The 18,598-nt window shown below is 31.1% G+C and carries 16 protein-coding genes; 7 read left to right on the forward strand and 9 right to left on the reverse strand.

Going from position 1 to position 18,598, the window contains the following annotated elements; translation table 11 throughout:
* Positions 1–4: 4 nt before the first annotated feature.
* Positions 5–223 carry a translation initiation factor IF-1 gene (gene infA, locus N2712_00480; GenBank protein ID MCX8028457.1) on the forward strand — a complete coding sequence of 73 codons (219 nt, stop codon included), beginning with the start codon at positions 5–7 and terminating at the stop codon, positions 221–223.
* Between the two features lies 1 nt (position 224).
* On the forward strand, positions 225–992 hold the full coding sequence (locus N2712_00485; protein ID MCX8028458.1) for a tRNA (adenine-N1)-methyltransferase: 768 nt from the start codon (positions 225–227) through the stop codon (positions 990–992).
* Positions 993–1,070: 78 nt separating this feature from the next.
* Here the strand turns inward: N2712_00485 and N2712_00490 are convergent, their stop codons facing one another.
* The 8 genes from N2712_00490 to murF all read right to left on the reverse strand — a co-directional run bounded on the left by N2712_00490 (position 1,071) and on the right by murF (position 10,098).
* Positions 1,071–3,236, reverse strand: coding sequence for a cyclic nucleotide-binding domain-containing protein (locus N2712_00490; GenBank protein MCX8028459.1), 2,166 nt, complete (start codon positions 3,234–3,236; stop codon positions 1,071–1,073).
* Positions 3,237–3,238: 2 nt separating this feature from the next.
* The gene (locus N2712_00495) at positions 3,239–3,706 is read right to left on the reverse strand and encodes a hypothetical protein (GenBank protein ID MCX8028460.1); all 468 of its coding nucleotides are present in this window, start codon (positions 3,704–3,706) and stop codon (positions 3,239–3,241) included.
* Entirely contained in the window at positions 3,703–5,100 is a 1,398-nt protein-coding gene (locus N2712_00500; GenBank protein MCX8028461.1) for a hypothetical protein, read from the reverse strand. Before N2712_00500 ends, N2712_00495 begins: the two co-directional genes overlap by 4 nt.
* 163 nt (positions 5,101–5,263) lie before the next feature.
* Positions 5,264–6,436: a tRNA guanosine(34) transglycosylase Tgt gene (tgt, locus tag N2712_00505; protein MCX8028462.1), complete on the reverse strand. Its 1,173-nt coding sequence runs from the start codon at positions 6,434–6,436 to the stop codon at positions 5,264–5,266.
* A 64-nt stretch (positions 6,437–6,500) separates the two neighbouring features.
* The gene (locus N2712_00510) at positions 6,501–7,175 is read right to left on the reverse strand and encodes a metallophosphoesterase (GenBank protein MCX8028463.1); all 675 of its coding nucleotides are present in this window, start codon (positions 7,173–7,175) and stop codon (positions 6,501–6,503) included.
* Between the two features lie 3 nt (positions 7,176–7,178).
* Positions 7,179–7,343, reverse strand: a complete 165-nt coding sequence (locus tag N2712_00515) for a hypothetical protein (protein ID MCX8028464.1) — start codon at positions 7,341–7,343, stop codon at positions 7,179–7,181.
* Positions 7,344–7,384: 41 nt separating this feature from the next.
* On the reverse strand, positions 7,385–8,710 hold the full coding sequence (locus N2712_00520; GenBank protein MCX8028465.1) for a hypothetical protein: 1,326 nt from the start codon (positions 8,708–8,710) through the stop codon (positions 7,385–7,387).
* Positions 8,707–10,098, reverse strand: coding sequence for a UDP-N-acetylmuramoyl-tripeptide--D-alanyl-D-alanine ligase (murF, locus tag N2712_00525; protein ID MCX8028466.1), 1,392 nt, complete (start codon positions 10,096–10,098; stop codon positions 8,707–8,709). Before murF ends, N2712_00520 begins: the two co-directional genes overlap by 4 nt.
* A 102-nt stretch (positions 10,099–10,200) precedes the next feature.
* Here murF and N2712_00530 point away from each other — a divergent pair, with 102 nt between their 5' ends.
* Positions 10,201–11,925, forward strand: coding sequence for an Hsp70 family protein (locus N2712_00530; GenBank protein ID MCX8028467.1), 1,725 nt, complete (start codon positions 10,201–10,203; stop codon positions 11,923–11,925).
* On the opposite strand, the gene N2712_00535 is transcribed toward N2712_00530, so the two are convergent.
* Entirely contained in the window at positions 11,917–13,668 is a 1,752-nt protein-coding gene (locus tag N2712_00535; GenBank protein ID MCX8028468.1) for a hypothetical protein, read from the reverse strand. The genes N2712_00530 and N2712_00535 overlap by 9 nt on opposite strands.
* Positions 13,669–13,737: 69 nt before the next feature.
* Here N2712_00535 and N2712_00540 point away from each other — a divergent pair, with 69 nt between their 5' ends.
* The 4 genes from N2712_00540 to N2712_00555 all read left to right on the forward strand — a co-directional run bounded on the left by N2712_00540 (position 13,738) and on the right by N2712_00555 (position 18,563).
* Positions 13,738–14,100 carry a hypothetical protein gene (locus tag N2712_00540; GenBank protein MCX8028469.1) on the forward strand — a complete coding sequence of 121 codons (363 nt, stop codon included), beginning with the start codon at positions 13,738–13,740 and terminating at the stop codon, positions 14,098–14,100.
* 3 nt (positions 14,101–14,103) lie between these two features.
* Positions 14,104–15,450 carry a DNA repair protein RadA gene (gene radA / locus N2712_00545; protein ID MCX8028470.1) on the forward strand — a complete coding sequence of 449 codons (1,347 nt, stop codon included), beginning with the start codon at positions 14,104–14,106 and terminating at the stop codon, positions 15,448–15,450.
* Positions 15,451–15,609: 159 nt separating this feature from the next.
* Positions 15,610–16,539, forward strand: a complete 930-nt coding sequence (locus N2712_00550; GenBank protein MCX8028471.1) for a hypothetical protein — start codon at positions 15,610–15,612, stop codon at positions 16,537–16,539.
* 164 nt (positions 16,540–16,703) lie between these two features.
* Complete coding sequence (locus N2712_00555; protein ID MCX8028472.1) at positions 16,704–18,563, forward strand: glycoside hydrolase family 13 protein; 1,860 nt, start codon at positions 16,704–16,706, stop codon at positions 18,561–18,563.
* Positions 18,564–18,598 lie beyond the last annotated feature (35 nt).

An 18,598-nucleotide genomic window follows, 5' to 3' on the forward strand; every position in this document is an offset into this window, starting at 1 on the left:
AGGTATGGCTAAAGATGATGTTTTGAAATTTGAAGGTGTTGTTGTTAAGCAATTACCTAATTCGGTGTTTAAGGTAAAGCTTGATAATGGTAAAGAGGTTATGGCTCATCCATCGGGTAAGATACGGATAAATTCTATTAGAATAATTGAGGGTGATAGAGTTGTGGTTGAGTTTTCTCCTTATGATCTTACCAAAGGCAGGATAGTATATAGGTACAGATAGTATGATAGAGGAAGGCGAGATAATATATCTCTATCACTCTGAGAAGGCGAAATATCCAGTAGTTTATAAGAAAAATCAATTTTTTCAGTCTCATCTTGGTAAGATTGTTTTACCAGAAAATTTGAATTGGGGTGATGTTTTAGAGACTAATAAAGGATATAAGTTTTTTGTTCTTAAGCCTTCTATTGAAGATTTAGTTTTAAACGTCAAAAGAAAAACAAATATAATGTATCCTAAAGATATTGGTTACATAATCTTAAATTCAACAATAAGAGATGGTAGTACAGTGATAGAAGTTGGTACTGGTTCTGGTGCTATGACTTCTGTGTTGGCTATTCTAGTAGGTCCTTATGGTAGAGTCTATTCGTATGACAAAAATGAAGAGCATTTGGAAAATGCGAGGAAGAATATTCAAAAATATGGCCTTTTAGGCAGAGTTGTGTTAGAGGTTAGAGATGTTGCAGTTAATGGGTTTTCCATTGATAATGCCGATGGATGTATAATTGATTTACCTGAACCTTGGACTATCATACCTCATGCTAAAAAATCTCTGAAACCAGGCTCTTCAGTAGCTATAGTTGTCCCAACAGTAGAACAAGTACAATTGTCTTTTAAGTCGCTTAAAGATAATGGATTTACTAGAATAAAATCCGTCGAAATCCTAGAAAGAGAGATATATCTAAGAGAAGGTATAACAAGACCTAAAGAGAGAATGGTATCGCATACCGTTTATTTGGTTATAGCATATAATACTAATCTAAAAGTTTGATTTGGGTATAGGAATGAATAACTACGAGATCCCCTACATTGGGAATGAAGTTATATAAATTTTTTTTTGTAAACTATACTAGTATGATTTGAGACGCGGTAGTATTACTGGATAGTCATAAAAGTAACTTTTGAAGTCTTTTGATTTTATGTAAAATAGTTTTGCTCTTTCGGATATTACTTTTATTTCTTTTATTTCATTTTCTGTTCCAAGTAAAACATGATCAGGATCACCAAGAAAATGATACTTTTGGTTTTCTGAAGAGATAGTATAACTTCCATAATTATCAACGACCATTACTTCTCCGTCTATTAGTATGTAGACTTTGTTTGTTTTTTTGTTGGTATATATAACGGTATTTTTTTGTACTTCTTCATAGTTAAGTATCATTTCAAAGTAAGTTTTCATTGATGGGGTAAAATCTTCAAAATATTTAGTTGAAAATATATTCCAAGTATCTTTCCCTCTTATATGGGCTAGGTTTAGAAGTTTTTTGTATAATTTTGTTCCTTTTATGTTCTTCAGGAAGCTGTTGCTTTTTACTCTTAATACCTTACATCCATTGTTACCTGCTACTATAGTTGCGCTTCTACCTTTTTTTGTTAGTATAGCACTTTCTCCAAAGAAATCGAATACTAAGTATTCTTTGAATAATTTTTCGCCAACAAAAAGATTTACGTATCCTTCAACAATAATGTAGAAATCTTTATTTTGAGTGTCTCCTTCTTTTATTATTACTTCTCCGGGTTTATAATCTTCAAACTCACTATTGTCTTCCATATCTTTTATGTTTCTAAGAGGTAAATCTAGGAATAGTTTTACTGAGGATAGCACATCGAACTTGCTTAACCTTTTTTGTGATATTATCACAACAGAATTCTCAATACCTTGTTTTGGATAGAGTAGAGATGGATTTGGGTTTGCTGAAATGTAATTAAGATAGTCTTTTTCAGAGCAGTGGAATGCGTAAACGTATTGATCTTCTCTTGTTTGAAAATTGAGTTTTGATATTTCGGTGTGTATTATACCTCCACCTGCTTCATGTAGTATGTAGTCATAGTTTTTGAACTCATTCATAACAAAATTGTATCTTTCTTGGTTTATTATTCCTTCGTCTAGCAGTAGTTTAGTCCTATCCGAAACAAATGTATCTGATGAATAGAATAATGTTTTCCCTTCAAACTCTACGGTAAAACCAATTGTTGGTATTGAGTGTAGTGTGTAGTGGAATTTGAATACGGCATTCTCAATATTAATTTCTCTGCCAACTTTTATTGGTTTGAATTCACATATTTTGTCGAAGAAGTACTCTTTTACATCAAGTAACTTTGAATATTTTCTTTTGAACGATTCCCATATAGTTTTAGTTGTATAGATTTTAACCTTGTTACCCCTTAGCATACTTTGAAGTGTTCCTGCATCATGGTCTGCGTGACAATGTGTAAGTATTATCGCTACTATGCTACTTATAGGAATGTTATTTCTTTCTACTTCATTAAACGAATGTGCTGGTGGATCTATGAAAATACCCTTACCGTTGATCCATAATATAAATCCTGAGGTAGTTCCGTCGGGATCAAACCCATTGCTTGAACCTAGGCAAGTAAATCCAAATCTAGGAAATCTAAAATTGGTTAGTTTTTTGTTGTTTGAAGGAGTTATTTGTATAACTTTGAGATCATACTTGATACCTGTTAATATTTCATTGCCTAACTTTATATCTAGTTTTTCATTTCCTTTGTAAAAGGAAATGTTGTCACCTTCTTTTCTAACTATTATTTCACCTATTGGAATTTCTTTTTGGATATCAATAAATTCAACAGAATCGAATACTTCGAATAGTTCTTCTTTTTTGGTTTGGTCTTTTCTTCTGAAGAACATCATTTCTGCAGGAATATTACATGTTATTCCACTATGGAAATCATCTTCGTATATATTGTTGGGGCCTATTAGTGACTCTTTGAATAGTATTTCTAATGATTTTTTCTGATCTTTTGAGCAGATGATATAAGTTTTTCTTCTTCTTACGAAGTAGTTGTAGTATATTGGGAACTCAACTTCACCTACGTTTAGGAAGGTTGTCCTGTCAATGATGTTTTTAGGAATAATATAGTACTGGGGAGCTTCACCATATAATTTTATTGAATCTTTTATAGTTTCTGGAGGTACTCCAAATTGGCATAACATTTTGCCATCTTTTGTTAGTATATATCCACCTCTTGGCAAGGGTATAGCTTCTATCATATTTACTCCGTAATTGTGAAGTTTATTACCATATTAACATTTTCGGAATCTCCTGACATATATATTTTAGTAAAGCTTATGGGAAGAAATGAATTTTCTATTTCACCAAATGAAAGAAATACATCTCTAAAATTCCCAGTTACTGATGCCTTGTAAACTGTTCCTTCGTCATAGTCCTCTCTTGTTATAGACTTTATGGTTACATTGTATTTTGAAAATATTTTTAGTATCTTGCCTACAACTAATCCTTGGTTTTTAGTTTCTTCTTTTAAACTTTTTAACTTCATATATTCTCCTTCTAGATAGTATAGCCTCTTGTTTAAGTAAGGTATGTCTTGATACTCCTTAACTTCTTTGTCAACTTTCTCAAAATTTATTTTTAGATATACATACTCCACTATGAAGTAGGTAACTAAGATAAATATCATACTTATTACTATTGTATATATCCTTAAAGCAATTTTTTTCATATTTCTATTTCTATTTCAAATCTAAGATTTTTGTCTTTGCTTATGGATAGTATTTTTATGTTAGAAAAGCGTTGTGTTTTTGACAAATTAGAAATTGTTTTAAAGAAAGAGGTTTCATCCATTGAAAAACCTCTAACTTTTATGCCCTTCGGGAAAACCTCAACGTCTTTTAACCAAGAATTTGTATCTATGCTTCTGAATACTTCATATAATATGGAGAAGTACTTTTCTTTCTTTGCAAATTTGCTGTAGAAGGATGATATATAGGTTTCATACTCGGATATTTTTCTCTTTATCTCAATAACTTTTATATATCTTTCAACTTCTGGTAGTGTTTCTCTTTGTCCATTTTCAATACCCATTCTTATGAGCTTATACCTTTGTACCTCGGTGTTTGTAATTACTATTGATATCATACCTATAAGAGATAGTAATGTTAAAACTATTGATGCTCTTAATAACAGAACATCGAATTTTATGGCGTTGCTGTCTTTTAATGAAAGTAAGTTGATATTATTGTTTGGGAATCTGGCAGAACATATTATATCAAGATATAAAAATTTATCGTTTATCCATTTATTTTCAGGTAATATTTCTCCAGAAACACATAAGATATTGACTCTGTCAAATATCCTTTCTATAAACTCATCCTCAAAATAGAAAAAGAGTATCTTTTCAAGAAACAGAGTTCTTTCTTTTATAAAATCTGATATAAAAGAGATGATGTAGTTTTCTACTATATTTCTGTCAAGCATTTCTACAATTTCAAGTTTTAGTATGTTATTTTTTGAAAGTATGGCAAGTAATATTTCATCCTGCTTATTTAAGACTATTGCATGAGCTCCTGTTGACTGTTTACCTGTAAATATATTTGCGTTGTTTACGGTTGCTGAAAAGATATTTGTCAAATTTATTCCTAAGTTTTTGAAGTATCCAACATATTCAGAAATAATATTAATCTTTATTGCAGAAATAAGTATTTTTAAAAGAGTTTTATCTTTTTGTTTATGTAGGCCTATGATTTTGTAATTGTAATTTAACGAAGAGAGATCAAAAATCCCCATACTTTCAACAGAAGATTGAACTATGTTCTTTATTTTTGATATAGCAGATTTTGGAACTGTTATTACTTTGTTTACAAAAAACTCACTCGGTAATATCAACTTTGCTAGGTAGACAGGTATATTTAAGTTTTTTTCTATAAACCTTTGGATTGAGAATTCCATTCTGTTTTTATCAACAAGTTGTCCGCTTGTTAACAATATTTCCTTTTTACCAAATATGTAGTTTAGAAAAATACCAGCTAATATTGTGGAAGATTTTATCTGAAAAATTATTTCAATTACTCCTAAATATTCTAGAACAAAGTATATGAATTTAGTTATCGATTTCATACCAATAAATAGTATGAATTTTGATTAGAGACTTTCAAGAATATAAGTCTTAAATTTGGTCAAGAGTTTGGTATTTTTGAGAAATATCGTGTTAGTGATTTTGTTTCGCTTTCAGTGATGATGTTTAGATTTTGGTATTTGATGTGTTTTAGTTTTTGGCATGTTATGAGTCAATATTGATGTTTTGTAACATTACTTTTAAATTGTTGTACATATTTTCAATATTATCTTCTATTATAGCATTTCTTATTTGTGATGTGAGTTTTTTAAAGAAATATAGGTTGTGTATTGTAGTTAATCTATAGCCCAACATTTCTTCTGATCTTATCAGATGTCTTATGTATGCTTTTGAGTATTTTAAGCAAGTATAGCAATCACACATGGGATCTGGTGGTGAAAAATCTCTTTCGTATTTTTTGTTCTTTATGTTAATTCTGCCTTGAGAGGTAAAAAATAGACCTCTTCTACCTGCTCTTGTCGGAAACACACAATCAAACATATCAATGCCATTCATGACTGCTATTATTATATCTTCTGGTGTACCTACCCCCATTAGGTAACGGGGTTTGTTTTCTGGAAGTAGATTAGCAGTATAATCTAGTATATCGTACATTTGTGATTTTTCTTCTCCTACGCTTAATCCACCTATGGCAAACCCGTCAAATTCAAGAGAACATATATCTTCAACGCTTATTTTTCTAAGCTCTTTAAAGAATCCACCTTGAACTATTCCGAAGTGGTAGTTTAGGTTTCTTATGTTTTGAAATCTACTTGTAGTGAGTTTTCTTGGAATATAGTCTTTCAATGATAGAAATGTCTGAATTGATCTTTTAGCCCAATTTGATGTTCTTTCTGTTGCTTCTTTAGTGTAGTTGTAAGTTGTATTAGGAGGTACAGGTTCATCGAGTGGCATTATTATGTTTGATCCAAATCTTAACTGAATTTCAACAACTCTTTCAGGGGTAAAAAAGTGGTACGATCCGTCTATGTGAGATTTAAATCTTACTCCTTCTTCGGATACTTTTGTAAACTCGTTTAAACTAAATACTTGGAATCCACCACTGTCAGTTAGTAGTGCTTTGTCCCAATTCATAAATGAGTGTAATCCACCGGCATCTTCTATGACTTCGACTCCTGGCCGTAAGTATAAGTGATAAGTATTCGAAAGTATAATTCCGTTGCTTAATTCTGAAACTTCTTCTGAGGAAAGTGTTTTCACGCTTGCTTGTGTTCCAACAGGCATAAAAACAGGTGTTGGTATAACTATGCTACCTATAACTATCTCTCCGACTCTTGCTTTGCTCTTAGTTGATTTGTATAAAACTCTAAATTCCATAACGTTTTAGAAGGGTTTTTTAAATACCTAAATTTTCAAAACATGTTTTAGTAAAGATTTCTGTCTATATATCAAGTATATAATATCCATAACAATTTATAACTTTTGTACCTTTATAATCAAATATTCTGTTTTCTCTATTATCGTATATGTGTGTATGCCCGTGAAGTAGGTATTTGGGTTTGAATTTATCCATCAGCTCCAAAAATGCTTTGAATCCAGTATGGACTATATCTTGTTTGTCGTGTATTCCATATGGTGGTGCATGGGTTACTACTATATCAATGTAAGATTTATTTCTTAGTTTGTTGAGCATTATTTTCCAGTAGGTGCTTTTTACTCTTTTACTCATCTCTTTTTGTGTGTATTGGTGTTTCCCGTTGTTGTATTTGTTACAGCCTTCAAAACCTAATATTGTGTATCCATTGAAATGGACTATTTTCCTATCGATTTCTATTCCAGCAAAAGTTTTATGATAATCATGGTTAGATGAGAAGTCGAATCTAGAGCTACTTATCAAGTTTAGTGTTCCTTCTATATTTGGTATTGAATTTATTTGGTAGTCATCATGGTTTCCTTGGACAAACAGTAATGGGACATTGAACTTTGACATCAGAAATTCAAGATAATCTTGTGGTAGATCTCCACACGATATAATGAGATCAGGTTTTATTCTTCCTGAACTATCAGAGTTATAGATGTATTTGTCAACTACGTCACTTACACAGAGTATTCTCATCTGCTATTCTTCTACTTCTTTGATTTTGTCCTTTATGTACTTCTCAAATTCATCTTTCGACATTTTATCTTTCATAAGTTCCCATACTGATTGTTTCAGCTCTTCAATATTATCAAATTTAGCACCTTTTTGAGCTCCTTCCTCAACGTAATAATATTTCTTACCCATACCCTAGTACCCTCCTAGGCTCTAAGAATTCTTGAGATATATTAAATGAATAACCTGTATATTTCTACTATTTTTCCGGTTTCTTTAACTTTTATTTCTTTTACGAACTCGGTGTTTTCAAATATATCTTTTATATCTCCAGATATGAATATACCATCTCCTTCAGGATATTTACCGACTATGTAACTCTCAATCATTGCTTCACCAAAAAAGTATGGAAGAGATCCGTATATGCTATCTGTTTTACCTACGAATATTCTACCACTTGAAATACCAACCTTGAAAATGTTTATTCTGTCTAACTCGTTATATTTGTATGTTGAAGATAAGAAATTTACAAAGCTTCTTAAGTTATCGAACCATTCTCCCCCGTCTAATCCCCATACTATGTACATTTCTGTTCCTTCAAATCTTGCTATATGCCCTCTATTCTCTATTGCTTTTGCTTCAATTTTGGAGAATATCGACTGTATGTCATCAATTATCTTTTCAGAGAATTCTGAGAAGATCTTAGATGTGTCAAAAAGTTTCATCCATAAACATCCACAAAACTGTTTACCTAACTCTATGTTTATTTTATTATCTCCTAAGTATATCTGTGGAAAGGATGATGTTTGTTTACATTCGTTTACTATACTTTCTAGATAAAATGATATTAGACCTATTTCGTCATTTGATAGAGTTGGAATGAATTTGTCGAATAATTCTGGAACCTTTAGGATCTTTATAATGTATCTTAGTTTCACTACAAGGTTAGCCATGAATAGTATTAGTGATGTAATGAAAGAGAACACAGATACATATATTATAACTTGTAGTGATTGTTTAGCGTATGTTAATGATATAAAAATTAATCCTACACCCAATATTACATTTATAAACATCAATAGTATAAAGTATGAAAATATACTTGAGATGCTTTTCCTATTGAATGAGTAGAAACCGTTAAACTTTAGCTCATATATTGGTATTTTGAGTAGATAATATGAAATAAAAGATATAGGAATAGAGAATGAAATTATATTTAATAATTTACTTAGGCTTTTTGTCTCTCTGTATTCATATACAGATACAGCAAGTACTATGATAATGGATGCTAGTACAAAAAAGAGAGGTATGAAGGATAAAAACCTTGATATACTTCGAATATCTCTATTATCAAGTCTTGAAACATCGTATTTTCTTATTCTTCTTATGTAAAGAGAGACTACTATAAAAAGTGACAATAGAAGTAATAATCCTGCTAATATTATTACAGTTATGGTGAGTGAAAACTTAAAACCCAAAGTTATTTTGAGTATGTATAGGTAGGAAGCGATTGTTGTAATGATAACGATGATTGATAAAAAAATTTTGGCAAAAATCATAACTTCTCCTTTAGTTTATTTTCTAGGAATGAAGAAACTTCATTCAATCTCATAGCTCTTGAGCCTTTAACTAAGATTGTGTCACCTTCTTTTATTATGTAGTTTAACAAGTCTGCTATTTCATTTATGCTAGATACTGATATAACTTTATTTTTGTCTATACCTTTACTAATCATGTAGTCATGAACTAATGAAAAATTTTCTCCGTAGCATATTACAAAATCAATATTTTTTTGTATTAAATAATCTGCTATTTCTTCATGGAGTTTTTTAGACATTTCACCAAGCTCTAACATATCACCTAAAACTGCTATTTTTCTACCGTTTGTCCTAATGTTACTGAGTAAGTCAATGGCTCTTCTCATTGAATCGGGATTTGCATTATATGAGTCATCTATCAAGGTGAACCATCCTCTTATTACATTATTTCTCATTTCAGGTAGGGATAAGTTCTTGACAATTGGTATTAGATCTTGTAATTTGATACCAAAGAATTTAGCAACTTCTAATCCTGCTATAAGATTTTCCATGTTATGTACTCCAGGAATAGGAGTTTCGAACTGAATTCCGTCATACTCGAAAACTAAACCATCTATACCTTTGTCGTTGGTTATCTTTGCTTTATTTACGTCAAAGTAGTGTATTTTTAATTGATATTTTATTGCGTTAGATTCAAGAACATCTAGATATCTTGAATTTTTATTTAAAAAGACAACCCCTCCACTTTTTATACCTTCAAACAATTCAGATTTTGCTAGAGCAATATTTCTGACTGTTTTTAAAAACTCTATATGTGCGTAACCTATATTAGTTATAAGTCCTATATCAGGTGAAACTATTTTTGAAAGTTTTCTTATTTCTCCTTTCTTATTCATACCTATTTCTAGCACTCCTATGTCAGTTTTTTCATCTATTCGGAACAATGATAGGGGTACACCTATGTTGTTATTAAAGCTTTTAGGTGAGAATTCAACATTGTACTTATATGATAATAGTTGAGAAATTAGATATTTTGTAGTTGTTTTCCCGGAACTTCCAGTTATTGCTATTATCTTCTTGGTGTTTATAAAGTCGTTTCTGTATGCCGTTCCTATATCCATAAGGGATTTGTAGGTATCTTTTACGACTATTAGATTAGAATTTGTGAATGGAAATCTTTGTGAGCTAAGATAATCAGATTCTACTATGAATGTGTCTATACCTTTTGAGATACATTCTTGGATGAAATTATGCCCATCGAAGTTTTTACCTTTCAAAGCAATAAAACATTCTCCGAGTTTTATAGTTCTTGAATCGGTTGAAATATTTGTTATAGTTTTTCTTCCATTTGATATAACGAGTTTTCCTTTTGATGCTTTTGCTAACCAACTAACAGAAACTTCAATCATATACCTGTATTTTAAAAAATACCATGTGTTAAGTAAAAGTTTTACGTAGAGCAATCATTAAAAATTTTTACTACAATCCGAAAAAATAAGAGAGGTGGATTTATGGTAGGTATTGACTTTGGAACCACGAAATGTGCTATTGGATATTATGATAACGGAGAAGTAAAGATAGTGACTGATAGAAGGGGGAAAAAAACTATACCTTCTGTTGTTGCCTTTTTGCCAGATGGTAGTGTTATAGTAGGTGAGGGGGCTAAAGGTAGGTTATTTATAGATAACAATAATGTAATTAAGTCTGTAAAGAGATATCTTGGTACAAATCATAGATTTGTTATAAATGAAAAAGAATATTCTCCAGAAGAGGTCGCAAGCTTTATATTATCGAAACTTAAAGAGATAGCAGAGTATTATTTAAATGAGATAGTTAAAGATATTGTTATAACTGTGCCTGCATATTTCTCAGATCTTCAAAGGAATGCTTTGAAGAATGCCTGTAAGCTTGCTGGTTTGAATGTTGTAAGAATAATAAATGAACCTACTGCTGCTGCTATTGCTTATGGTCTATCAAAGGTTGACGGTAATAAAAATATTGTAGTGTATGACCTTGGTGGTGGAACATTTGATGTATCCATACTTAATGTTAGTGATGGTGTTTTTGAAGTTTTGGCAACTTCTGGTAACAATTCCTTAGGAGGTGAGGATTTTGACAGAGCAGTAGCAGAAGTTATAATAGAAGAATACAAAAATAAGGAAGGTATTGATTTATCAAGTGATAAAGTTATACTTCAGAAGCTTTATGAAGAAGTTGAAAAGGCAAAGATAAACTTGTCTGAAGAAGAAGTTGTTGAAGTAATAGTACCTTTTGTTGGTGCTACAGAGAATAGTATCAAGCATCTTACATTTACTCTAACGAGAGAAGAGTTTGAAAGAATAATATCTCCTTACATTGAAACGACGATAGAATTGGTTGAGAAGACTATTAAAGATGCTGGTTTAAGAAAGGAAGATATACATCATTTACTTATGGTTGGTGGATCATCGAAAATACCTTATGTTAGAAGAAGAGTTGAGAGTACTCTTGGGGTGAAGGCAGAAAGTGGCATCTCTCCTGACGAAGTTGTTGCTATGGGTGCTGCTATACAAGCAGGTATAATTAGAGGTGAAGTTAAAGGTATAGCACTAGTAGATGTTACACCTCTTTCTCTTGGGGTTGAGATAGATGGTGGTATATTTATACCTATAATTCATAGGAATACTCCCATACCAACGTCGGCAAGTAGAATATTTACAACCATCACAGACAACCAGGAATCTGTCGAGATACATATACTTCAGGGCGAAAGACCTTTGGCAAAAGATAATATATCCCTTGGTAAGTTTGAACTAAAGGGTATAAGAAAAGCTAAAAAAGGTGAACCAAGGATAGAAGTGAGATTTCAAATAAATATAGATGGAATGTTAAGTGTGTCTGCAGTTGATTTGTCAACAGGAGCATCTCAAACAGTTCACATAAAAGATAGAATGATACTTAGTGATGAAGAGATTAATAAAATAATACGGGAAAGTGAAAAAAATAAGCAGAAAGATGAAGAAATAAGAAAAATAGGTCTATTGAGAAGTAAATATAATATGATATCTTCGACAATACAAGAGAAAATAACATCAATAAAAGAGAGTGATAGGGATCTTTATAGGGAAATAGCAGAACTTATGGATACGATAGAGAAGCTTTTCAATCAGTATGAAGTAGAAAAAATAGAGATAAAGCTCAAAGAACTGAAATTTTTGTATGATCAGTTTGTTGAGAAATCTTTTGTACTAAGATAATTTAGATCTCAATTCATCTATGTATTTTTTTATAAAACTTATGCTTTCATGGAGTTTTTCAATGTTTTGAATTAGATTCGAATAGTTTTCGTACATAAGTTGTGTTTCTTTTATGAAACCATATAAGTTTCTCATGTTTTCTACTGTTTCTTGGATATCAGAGTTTTCAGATGTAATCATGGAGAAAATTTTATCTTTGATGTTGGATAGATTAGATAACTTGTGTGATACTTCAGAGATTTCTTTAAGAATGTTGCTAAATAATAAATGTATCTCTTCTTCTTCTTGAGAAACATTATAGCTTATTTGAAAACTATCTATTTCTTGATTGAGTTTTTCCTGTAAATTATTTAGTTTTGAGTTTAGTTCGTTTAGATTATTTGTTAGTGTTGTTAATGATTGAGTTGATATTATAACTTCATCTAGTATCTTAAGCATTTCTTCTGAAAGGATGTTTGAGAAGTTTGAACTAGATTTTATCTTTGAACCTAGTATTGAGATGTTTATGAGCATAACTTTTGTATCAATGAAGTATCTATTTATTTCTTCTGGAAAAGATATTGTATAGGTGAAGTCTAATGATAAGTTGCTTTTGAAATTATCTTTGTTTTTTAGGTATTCTTCGAGTTTTTTTGAACTTCCTTTCAAGATATTAGCTTTTTTAGAAAAATTGAGTATTTTTTGGTATTTATTTGACAAGTCGTCTTTTATATCTTTGATTTTTATAGTTTCAGTATAGGATGATATTTGCTTCAGTATTTCATTTGTTGTTTCTGCATTTCTCTTTATGATGTTATTTATGCTTGAAAACGACTTATTTATTTCATCTATTATTGCTTGGGTTATTTTTGGTAGTTCTTGTATGTTTTTTATTTCTTTTTCTGTACTTGTTATCAAATTCAATAAATTATTGATTTCGTCGATTACTTCTTTATTACTTGTTTCAAGGTTTTTCTTAGTTTCTTCTATCATCCTTATAGAGAGTTTGTTGTATTTCATTGCTACTAGGTGTCTATTTACCACTAAAGACATGACAACTATAGAGAATAGTGATATACCTGTTCCAAGTAGAGATGGTAAGTAAGGATATATATTTATGATGTCATAAAGTTCAAGTAATTCAAGGATTCCAAAAAATATTATTACCGAAATACCATAGATTGTAGGTTTATAGATATAGTCGAACTTAGTGTTTATCTTCCTTGCTAGTGTTATTAGCATTAAAAACTCAGAAATTACAACTATAGCGAAATAGACTATGAATAAACTAAATAGAGGTCCTTCCTGAGCCATGTATTTGTTTATACTAAGTTTGAGAGTGTCTTTTAGGAAAAATTTTTCAGAAAAGAAGGTCAAATACATTATTACTAACCCTGAGATTAGGAGTATAAAAAATTTGATTTTTGATATAGTATTATCCAGAAGAACTAAGGATATACTTGAAAGAAGAATAAGTCCTATTGTGAGAAGTAGTATCTCGAGTTTTGACAACAGTATTATGGTTTCTTTATTTTGCTGTATTCTTATACTGTCACCAGTGTTAAATCCAAAAATACCTAGTAAGAAGTTTGAAATAATATATCCTGAGAGTGTTAGGGATATGAAAAATATGAGTACTAAAAATGGTCTTACCTTTTTTTCTATGATTATCATTATAATCAATCCTATTAAGGATACTAAGGAAAGTGGTAGTATTACGAGAGGGCCTATTAGAAGGATTGTGTCTTGGATACTTTGAGTCATATAGAGTTAATTTGGAACATAGTAAGAATATCTTTCAACTTTTGGAATTTATTTTTTAAAATAATTTCTATGAAGAAACATCTTATGGATTATTTGAAGAATTTGTCTTCTCTTGATGAGATTTTTGCGTTTATTCATAGAAACAATATTGAGTTTTCTGATAGAGATATAAATGAGTTACAGGATTATGTTATAAAGCAAGATCAGAGAGGTAAGTGGTGTATTCTTTTAGCTGAAAAGTTTAATGGTAAAGTTGATATATCTAAGATTGAAGATGCTGTAATCAAAAAGGATAGGACTGGTCAGTTTTGTTATATACTAGCTAAAAATGTTCCTAATGTTGATATTGAAAAACTAAGGAAAGCAGTCTATGAGAAGGATCATAGCGGTGTATGGAAGATGAAATTTGATGAAAACATTGGAAAAAAGTAGCTTATGTCTAAGCAAAAGACAATTTTTGTGTGTCAGGTTTGCGGGTATGAAAGTCTGAGATGGTTAGGTAAGTGTCCTTCTTGTGGTGAATGGAATACTTTTGCAGAAGAAGAAAAGTACGAACAGCCGAGAAGTAAAGGTGTAGTGATACTTGAGAAGGCTTATCCTAAGACTATAACTGAAATTGAGTACTCCGAAAAGAAGAGAATTTCGACAAATCTTAAACAGATTGACAGTATTCTAAATGGAGGTCTTGTTCAGGGACAGGTTATATTGTTGGCAGGGGAGCCTGGCATAGGCAAATCAACGCTTATGCTTCAGATAGCAAATTCTATTTCAAAAAACGGCAAACTACTTTATGTAAATAGCGAGGAATCAAACGAGCAGGTAAAAATAAGAAGCAATCGTTTGAATGTAAATAGCCAGAATCTTCTCTTGTATCCAGAGAATAGGTTAGAAGATATAATTCAGACACTAGTATCGGGTGATTTTAAGTTTCTTATTATTGATTCCATACAAAATATATATTCTGAAAAGTTTTTATCATCGCCAGGTAGTGTAACTCAGGTTAGGGAGGCAACTTCAAGAATTACTGAGATATCAAAGTACAAAAATATAACAACATTTATAGTAGGTCATATTAACAAAGAAGGTATGATAGCAGGTCCTAAAGCTATAGAGCATATTGTTGATACGATAATAATGATTGACAAGGATAATAAGGGGAATTATAGAGTTTTAAGAACTGTTAAGAACCGTTTTGGTCCTACGAATAGTATAGCAATATATAGTTTGTCTAACAGAGGACTTGAAGATGTTCCGGATATATCTACGTTAGTTAGTCATACACCTTCACTTGTTGGTAGCGTTTTATGTCCTGTTGTTGAAGGAGTCAGGAGTATAGTTGTTGAAGTTCAATCTCTTGTGAATCCTACACAATTTGGTTTCGCTAAACGTACCGCAGACGGAATAGATATAAATAGACTTTATATGTTATCAGCAATACTTGATAAATACTTGAATACTAAACTATCTTTATATGATATATACTTGAATATAACGACTGGTTTTGAGGTTAAGGAGACTGCTACAGATCTCGCGGTTGCATTATCGATATTGTCGAGTCTTAAGAATAAGGAAATACCAAGAGATATAGGTGTCTTTGGAGAAATAGGTCTTGGTGGTGAAATAAGACCTATACCTTGGTTTGAAATCAGAATATCAGAATTACAAAGAATAGGTGTAAAAAAAGCCATAGTTCCGAAAAATAATAAACCGTCGGAAATTCAAACCGATATCCAAATAGTAGAAGTAGAAAATGTATATGATATATTGTCAATTATTACTTGACTATTCACGTTGTATCCTTAGCTTTCTATAGTTGATGGGGAAACGATTATCGGTTCAAACTTAGACTTTGCTACTTAAATTACTTGTGAAGTTTTGATTGTATGTGGTTGATTTGAATTTTAGAAATTTTTATGAAGTATCCGAAAATTCTAAATAAATATGTCTAACTTTGTTGATATAACTAATAGAGTTGAAAAAAACCCTAATAAAAGGTATTCAATAACTGTTGCTTACATAGGTAAGAAAAGTTTATATGCTTTTAAAAATAGGATGGATGATATTATTTCTTTTTTCGGTTCAATCTCAAACATTGAGATCATGTATGTTGATACTTCAAAGACTGATATAACTGATGCTGGTGATATTCTTAACAAAGCTAGGATAATAATACCTGATAATGATATATCTATAACTGAGGCAGTAAATAATGCCATAATGCTTGCAAGTGCTCAACTGGTTTTGGTTATGACTGTTAACTATAGACCTTCTATACTCAATACTAAAAACGTTAGAGATGTGTTTAGTACTGAACCTACGCTTATGTGTATAACCCCAACATTATCTTACCAAGGTAAACGAGTTACCGAAACAGTTAAGTTAAGTATAATTAATGATACTCTTGATGTTGTTATACTTGAAAATGCTAAAAACCCAGCAACTCTTACTCCGAACCATTTTCTAGGAATATACAATAAAAATCTGTTTAAGTCTATAGGTGGTTATTTGACGAATCTTCCAACATATTTGTCTATGATAGAATTCGGAATAAGGACTTGGAGCAGTGGTGGTATAATAATATCGGCGAAAGATTTTTTGGTAGATAAGATAGCTGATTTTGATATACCTACAAGTGTACTGCAAAAGGATTATTCTCAACCTACTTTTAGGTATTTCCTTTCAAAGAAACCTCTGTTGAGGATTGTAGTGGATCTGCTAAAAGTACCATTACAATTTATTTCTCTAAGGTTTAAGGATATTTCTTCTACTTTTGTTGAAATAGCTACGTATTTAAAGAATAAAAACTCGCTTTTTATTTTAACTCCTGAGATAGAAAAGATATCCTCAATAATAAGTTATTATGAAGATTAGTTAGGTTTGAACATTTTTCTTTAGGTTGAGTTGTTGAATCTTATCTAAATTGGGGTGTTCGGTAAACTATGTTTTTATGGTTTACTTATAACTTTGTTTTAAATTCTATTGAACTCTTACGATAAATTGAATTCAGAGCGTAAGTTAGTTTATAAATCCATTCTATGGATTGGAAGAAAACAATATTTTCGGAAGTAAATTATGATTTTGTTTCAAATCCTTATCCAAGATTTAATGAGTACATAAAAGTGAGTTTTAGAGTTTTGAGAAATAACCCTATAAGAAATGTTTATATGAGAGCTATTATTGATGGAGGATCCAAATACATAAAGATGACTATTTCTAGACAAACAAACTATTTTACCTACTATGAAGGGTGGTTAAAGGTGTCTCAGAAATTTATAAACTATCACTTCGTGATTGATATTGGTAGTGAAGTTTTATTTTATACCAGAAAAGGTATATTCACGTATGTTCCTACAGAAGATAACGATTTTGTCATAATAGCGGAATTTGAAAATCCTGATTGGGTTCCAGGTAGTGTTTTTTATCAGATATTCCCTGATAGATTTAATCAGGGCAAACCTGAAATAAGCGTAAAAACTGGCGAGTATGAGTACCGAAGACATAAGACTATAAAATTAGACTGGGGTACAGATCCTTTACCATATCATCAAGGGTTTTGTCTTGATTTTCTAGGTGGAGACTTATATGGAATAAAAGATAAGATATGGTACCTCAAGTCTATAGGGGTGAATGCTTTGTATCTTAACCCTATATTCAAAGCTATGACTAACCATAGATATGATACTATTGACTATTTCAGTGTTGATCCACATTTAGGTGGTAATGAAGCTCTCAGGGAATTAGTAGATGAGTTGCATAAAAACGATATGAAAATTATACTTGATATTTCGATAAATCATACGGGGGATCAGCATATTTGGTTTAAGAAGGCTCTTTTGGACATTAATTCTGAGGAAAGAGGTTTTTACTACTTCAATGAAAAGAATGAATACAGAGGATGGGCTGGATTATCTGAACTTCCTCAGCTAAACTACAACTCAAAGAAGTTGAGAGAAATAATATTTGAAGATGATGACTCTGTTGTAAAGTATTACATAAAACAATTTGATATAGATGGTTGGAGGTTTGATGTTGCGAACGACACGGGTAGAAATGGTATAGATCAGTTCGGGAATGAGATATTTAAGAGAATAAGAGAAGGAGTTAAGAGTATCAAGAAAAATGCTTATCTAATAGGTGAACATTGGGAAGATAACATAAGTTATTTACTAGGAGATCAACTAGATGGATGTATGAATTATTTTGCCTCTCTAAGACCGATTAGATCATTTGCTGGAGAAGTTGATTGGTTTCTGAGAAATGTAGTTGAGCCGGGTAGGAAGCTAAGACCAAGTACAGGGGTAGAACTAGAAGCTCAAATACAACAACATTATACAAGATTACCTAATCAGATAGCGTTCTTGCAGTACAACTTGTTAGGATCTCATGATATATTCAGATTCCACAATACTATTTATTTCGATAGAGATATATACAAGGGAATGCTTATTATTCTCTTCCTTCTTCCTGGAGCAACATCGATATATTATGGTGATGAAATAGCCTTAAGAGGAAGAACTAGTGATATTGAAGGATGTAGATATCCTATGGAGTGGGATGAAAGTAAATGGGATAGGTATTTTTTGAATCTTTACTCAACTCTTGCTAAGTTAAAGAGATCAGAGAAAACATTACATCTTGGTGCTTATAGACCTGTTTATGCTGATGAGGATACGTTTGCTTTTGCAAGGTTTGATTTGGAGAAATGTTTCATAGGGTTTATTAGTAGGTCCCAAGTTGAAAAAGAAATAACTATACCTACTTATCACCTTGGAGTTTTTGATGAAAGTGGTAAAGACATCTTTACTGGAGAAGAGTTTAGGTCTAAAGATGGTTATTTAACACTTAAAATTTCAAAGAAAAAGCAATGCTTAATTTCGTTTAAGGTACAGGGATAATCTTAATTTAAGTGTACAAGATTGTATTTTGGGGG

This window comes from Brevinematales bacterium (assembly GCA_026415355.1).
Classification (GTDB): domain Bacteria; phylum Spirochaetota; class Brevinematia; order DTOW01; family DTOW01; genus SKYB106.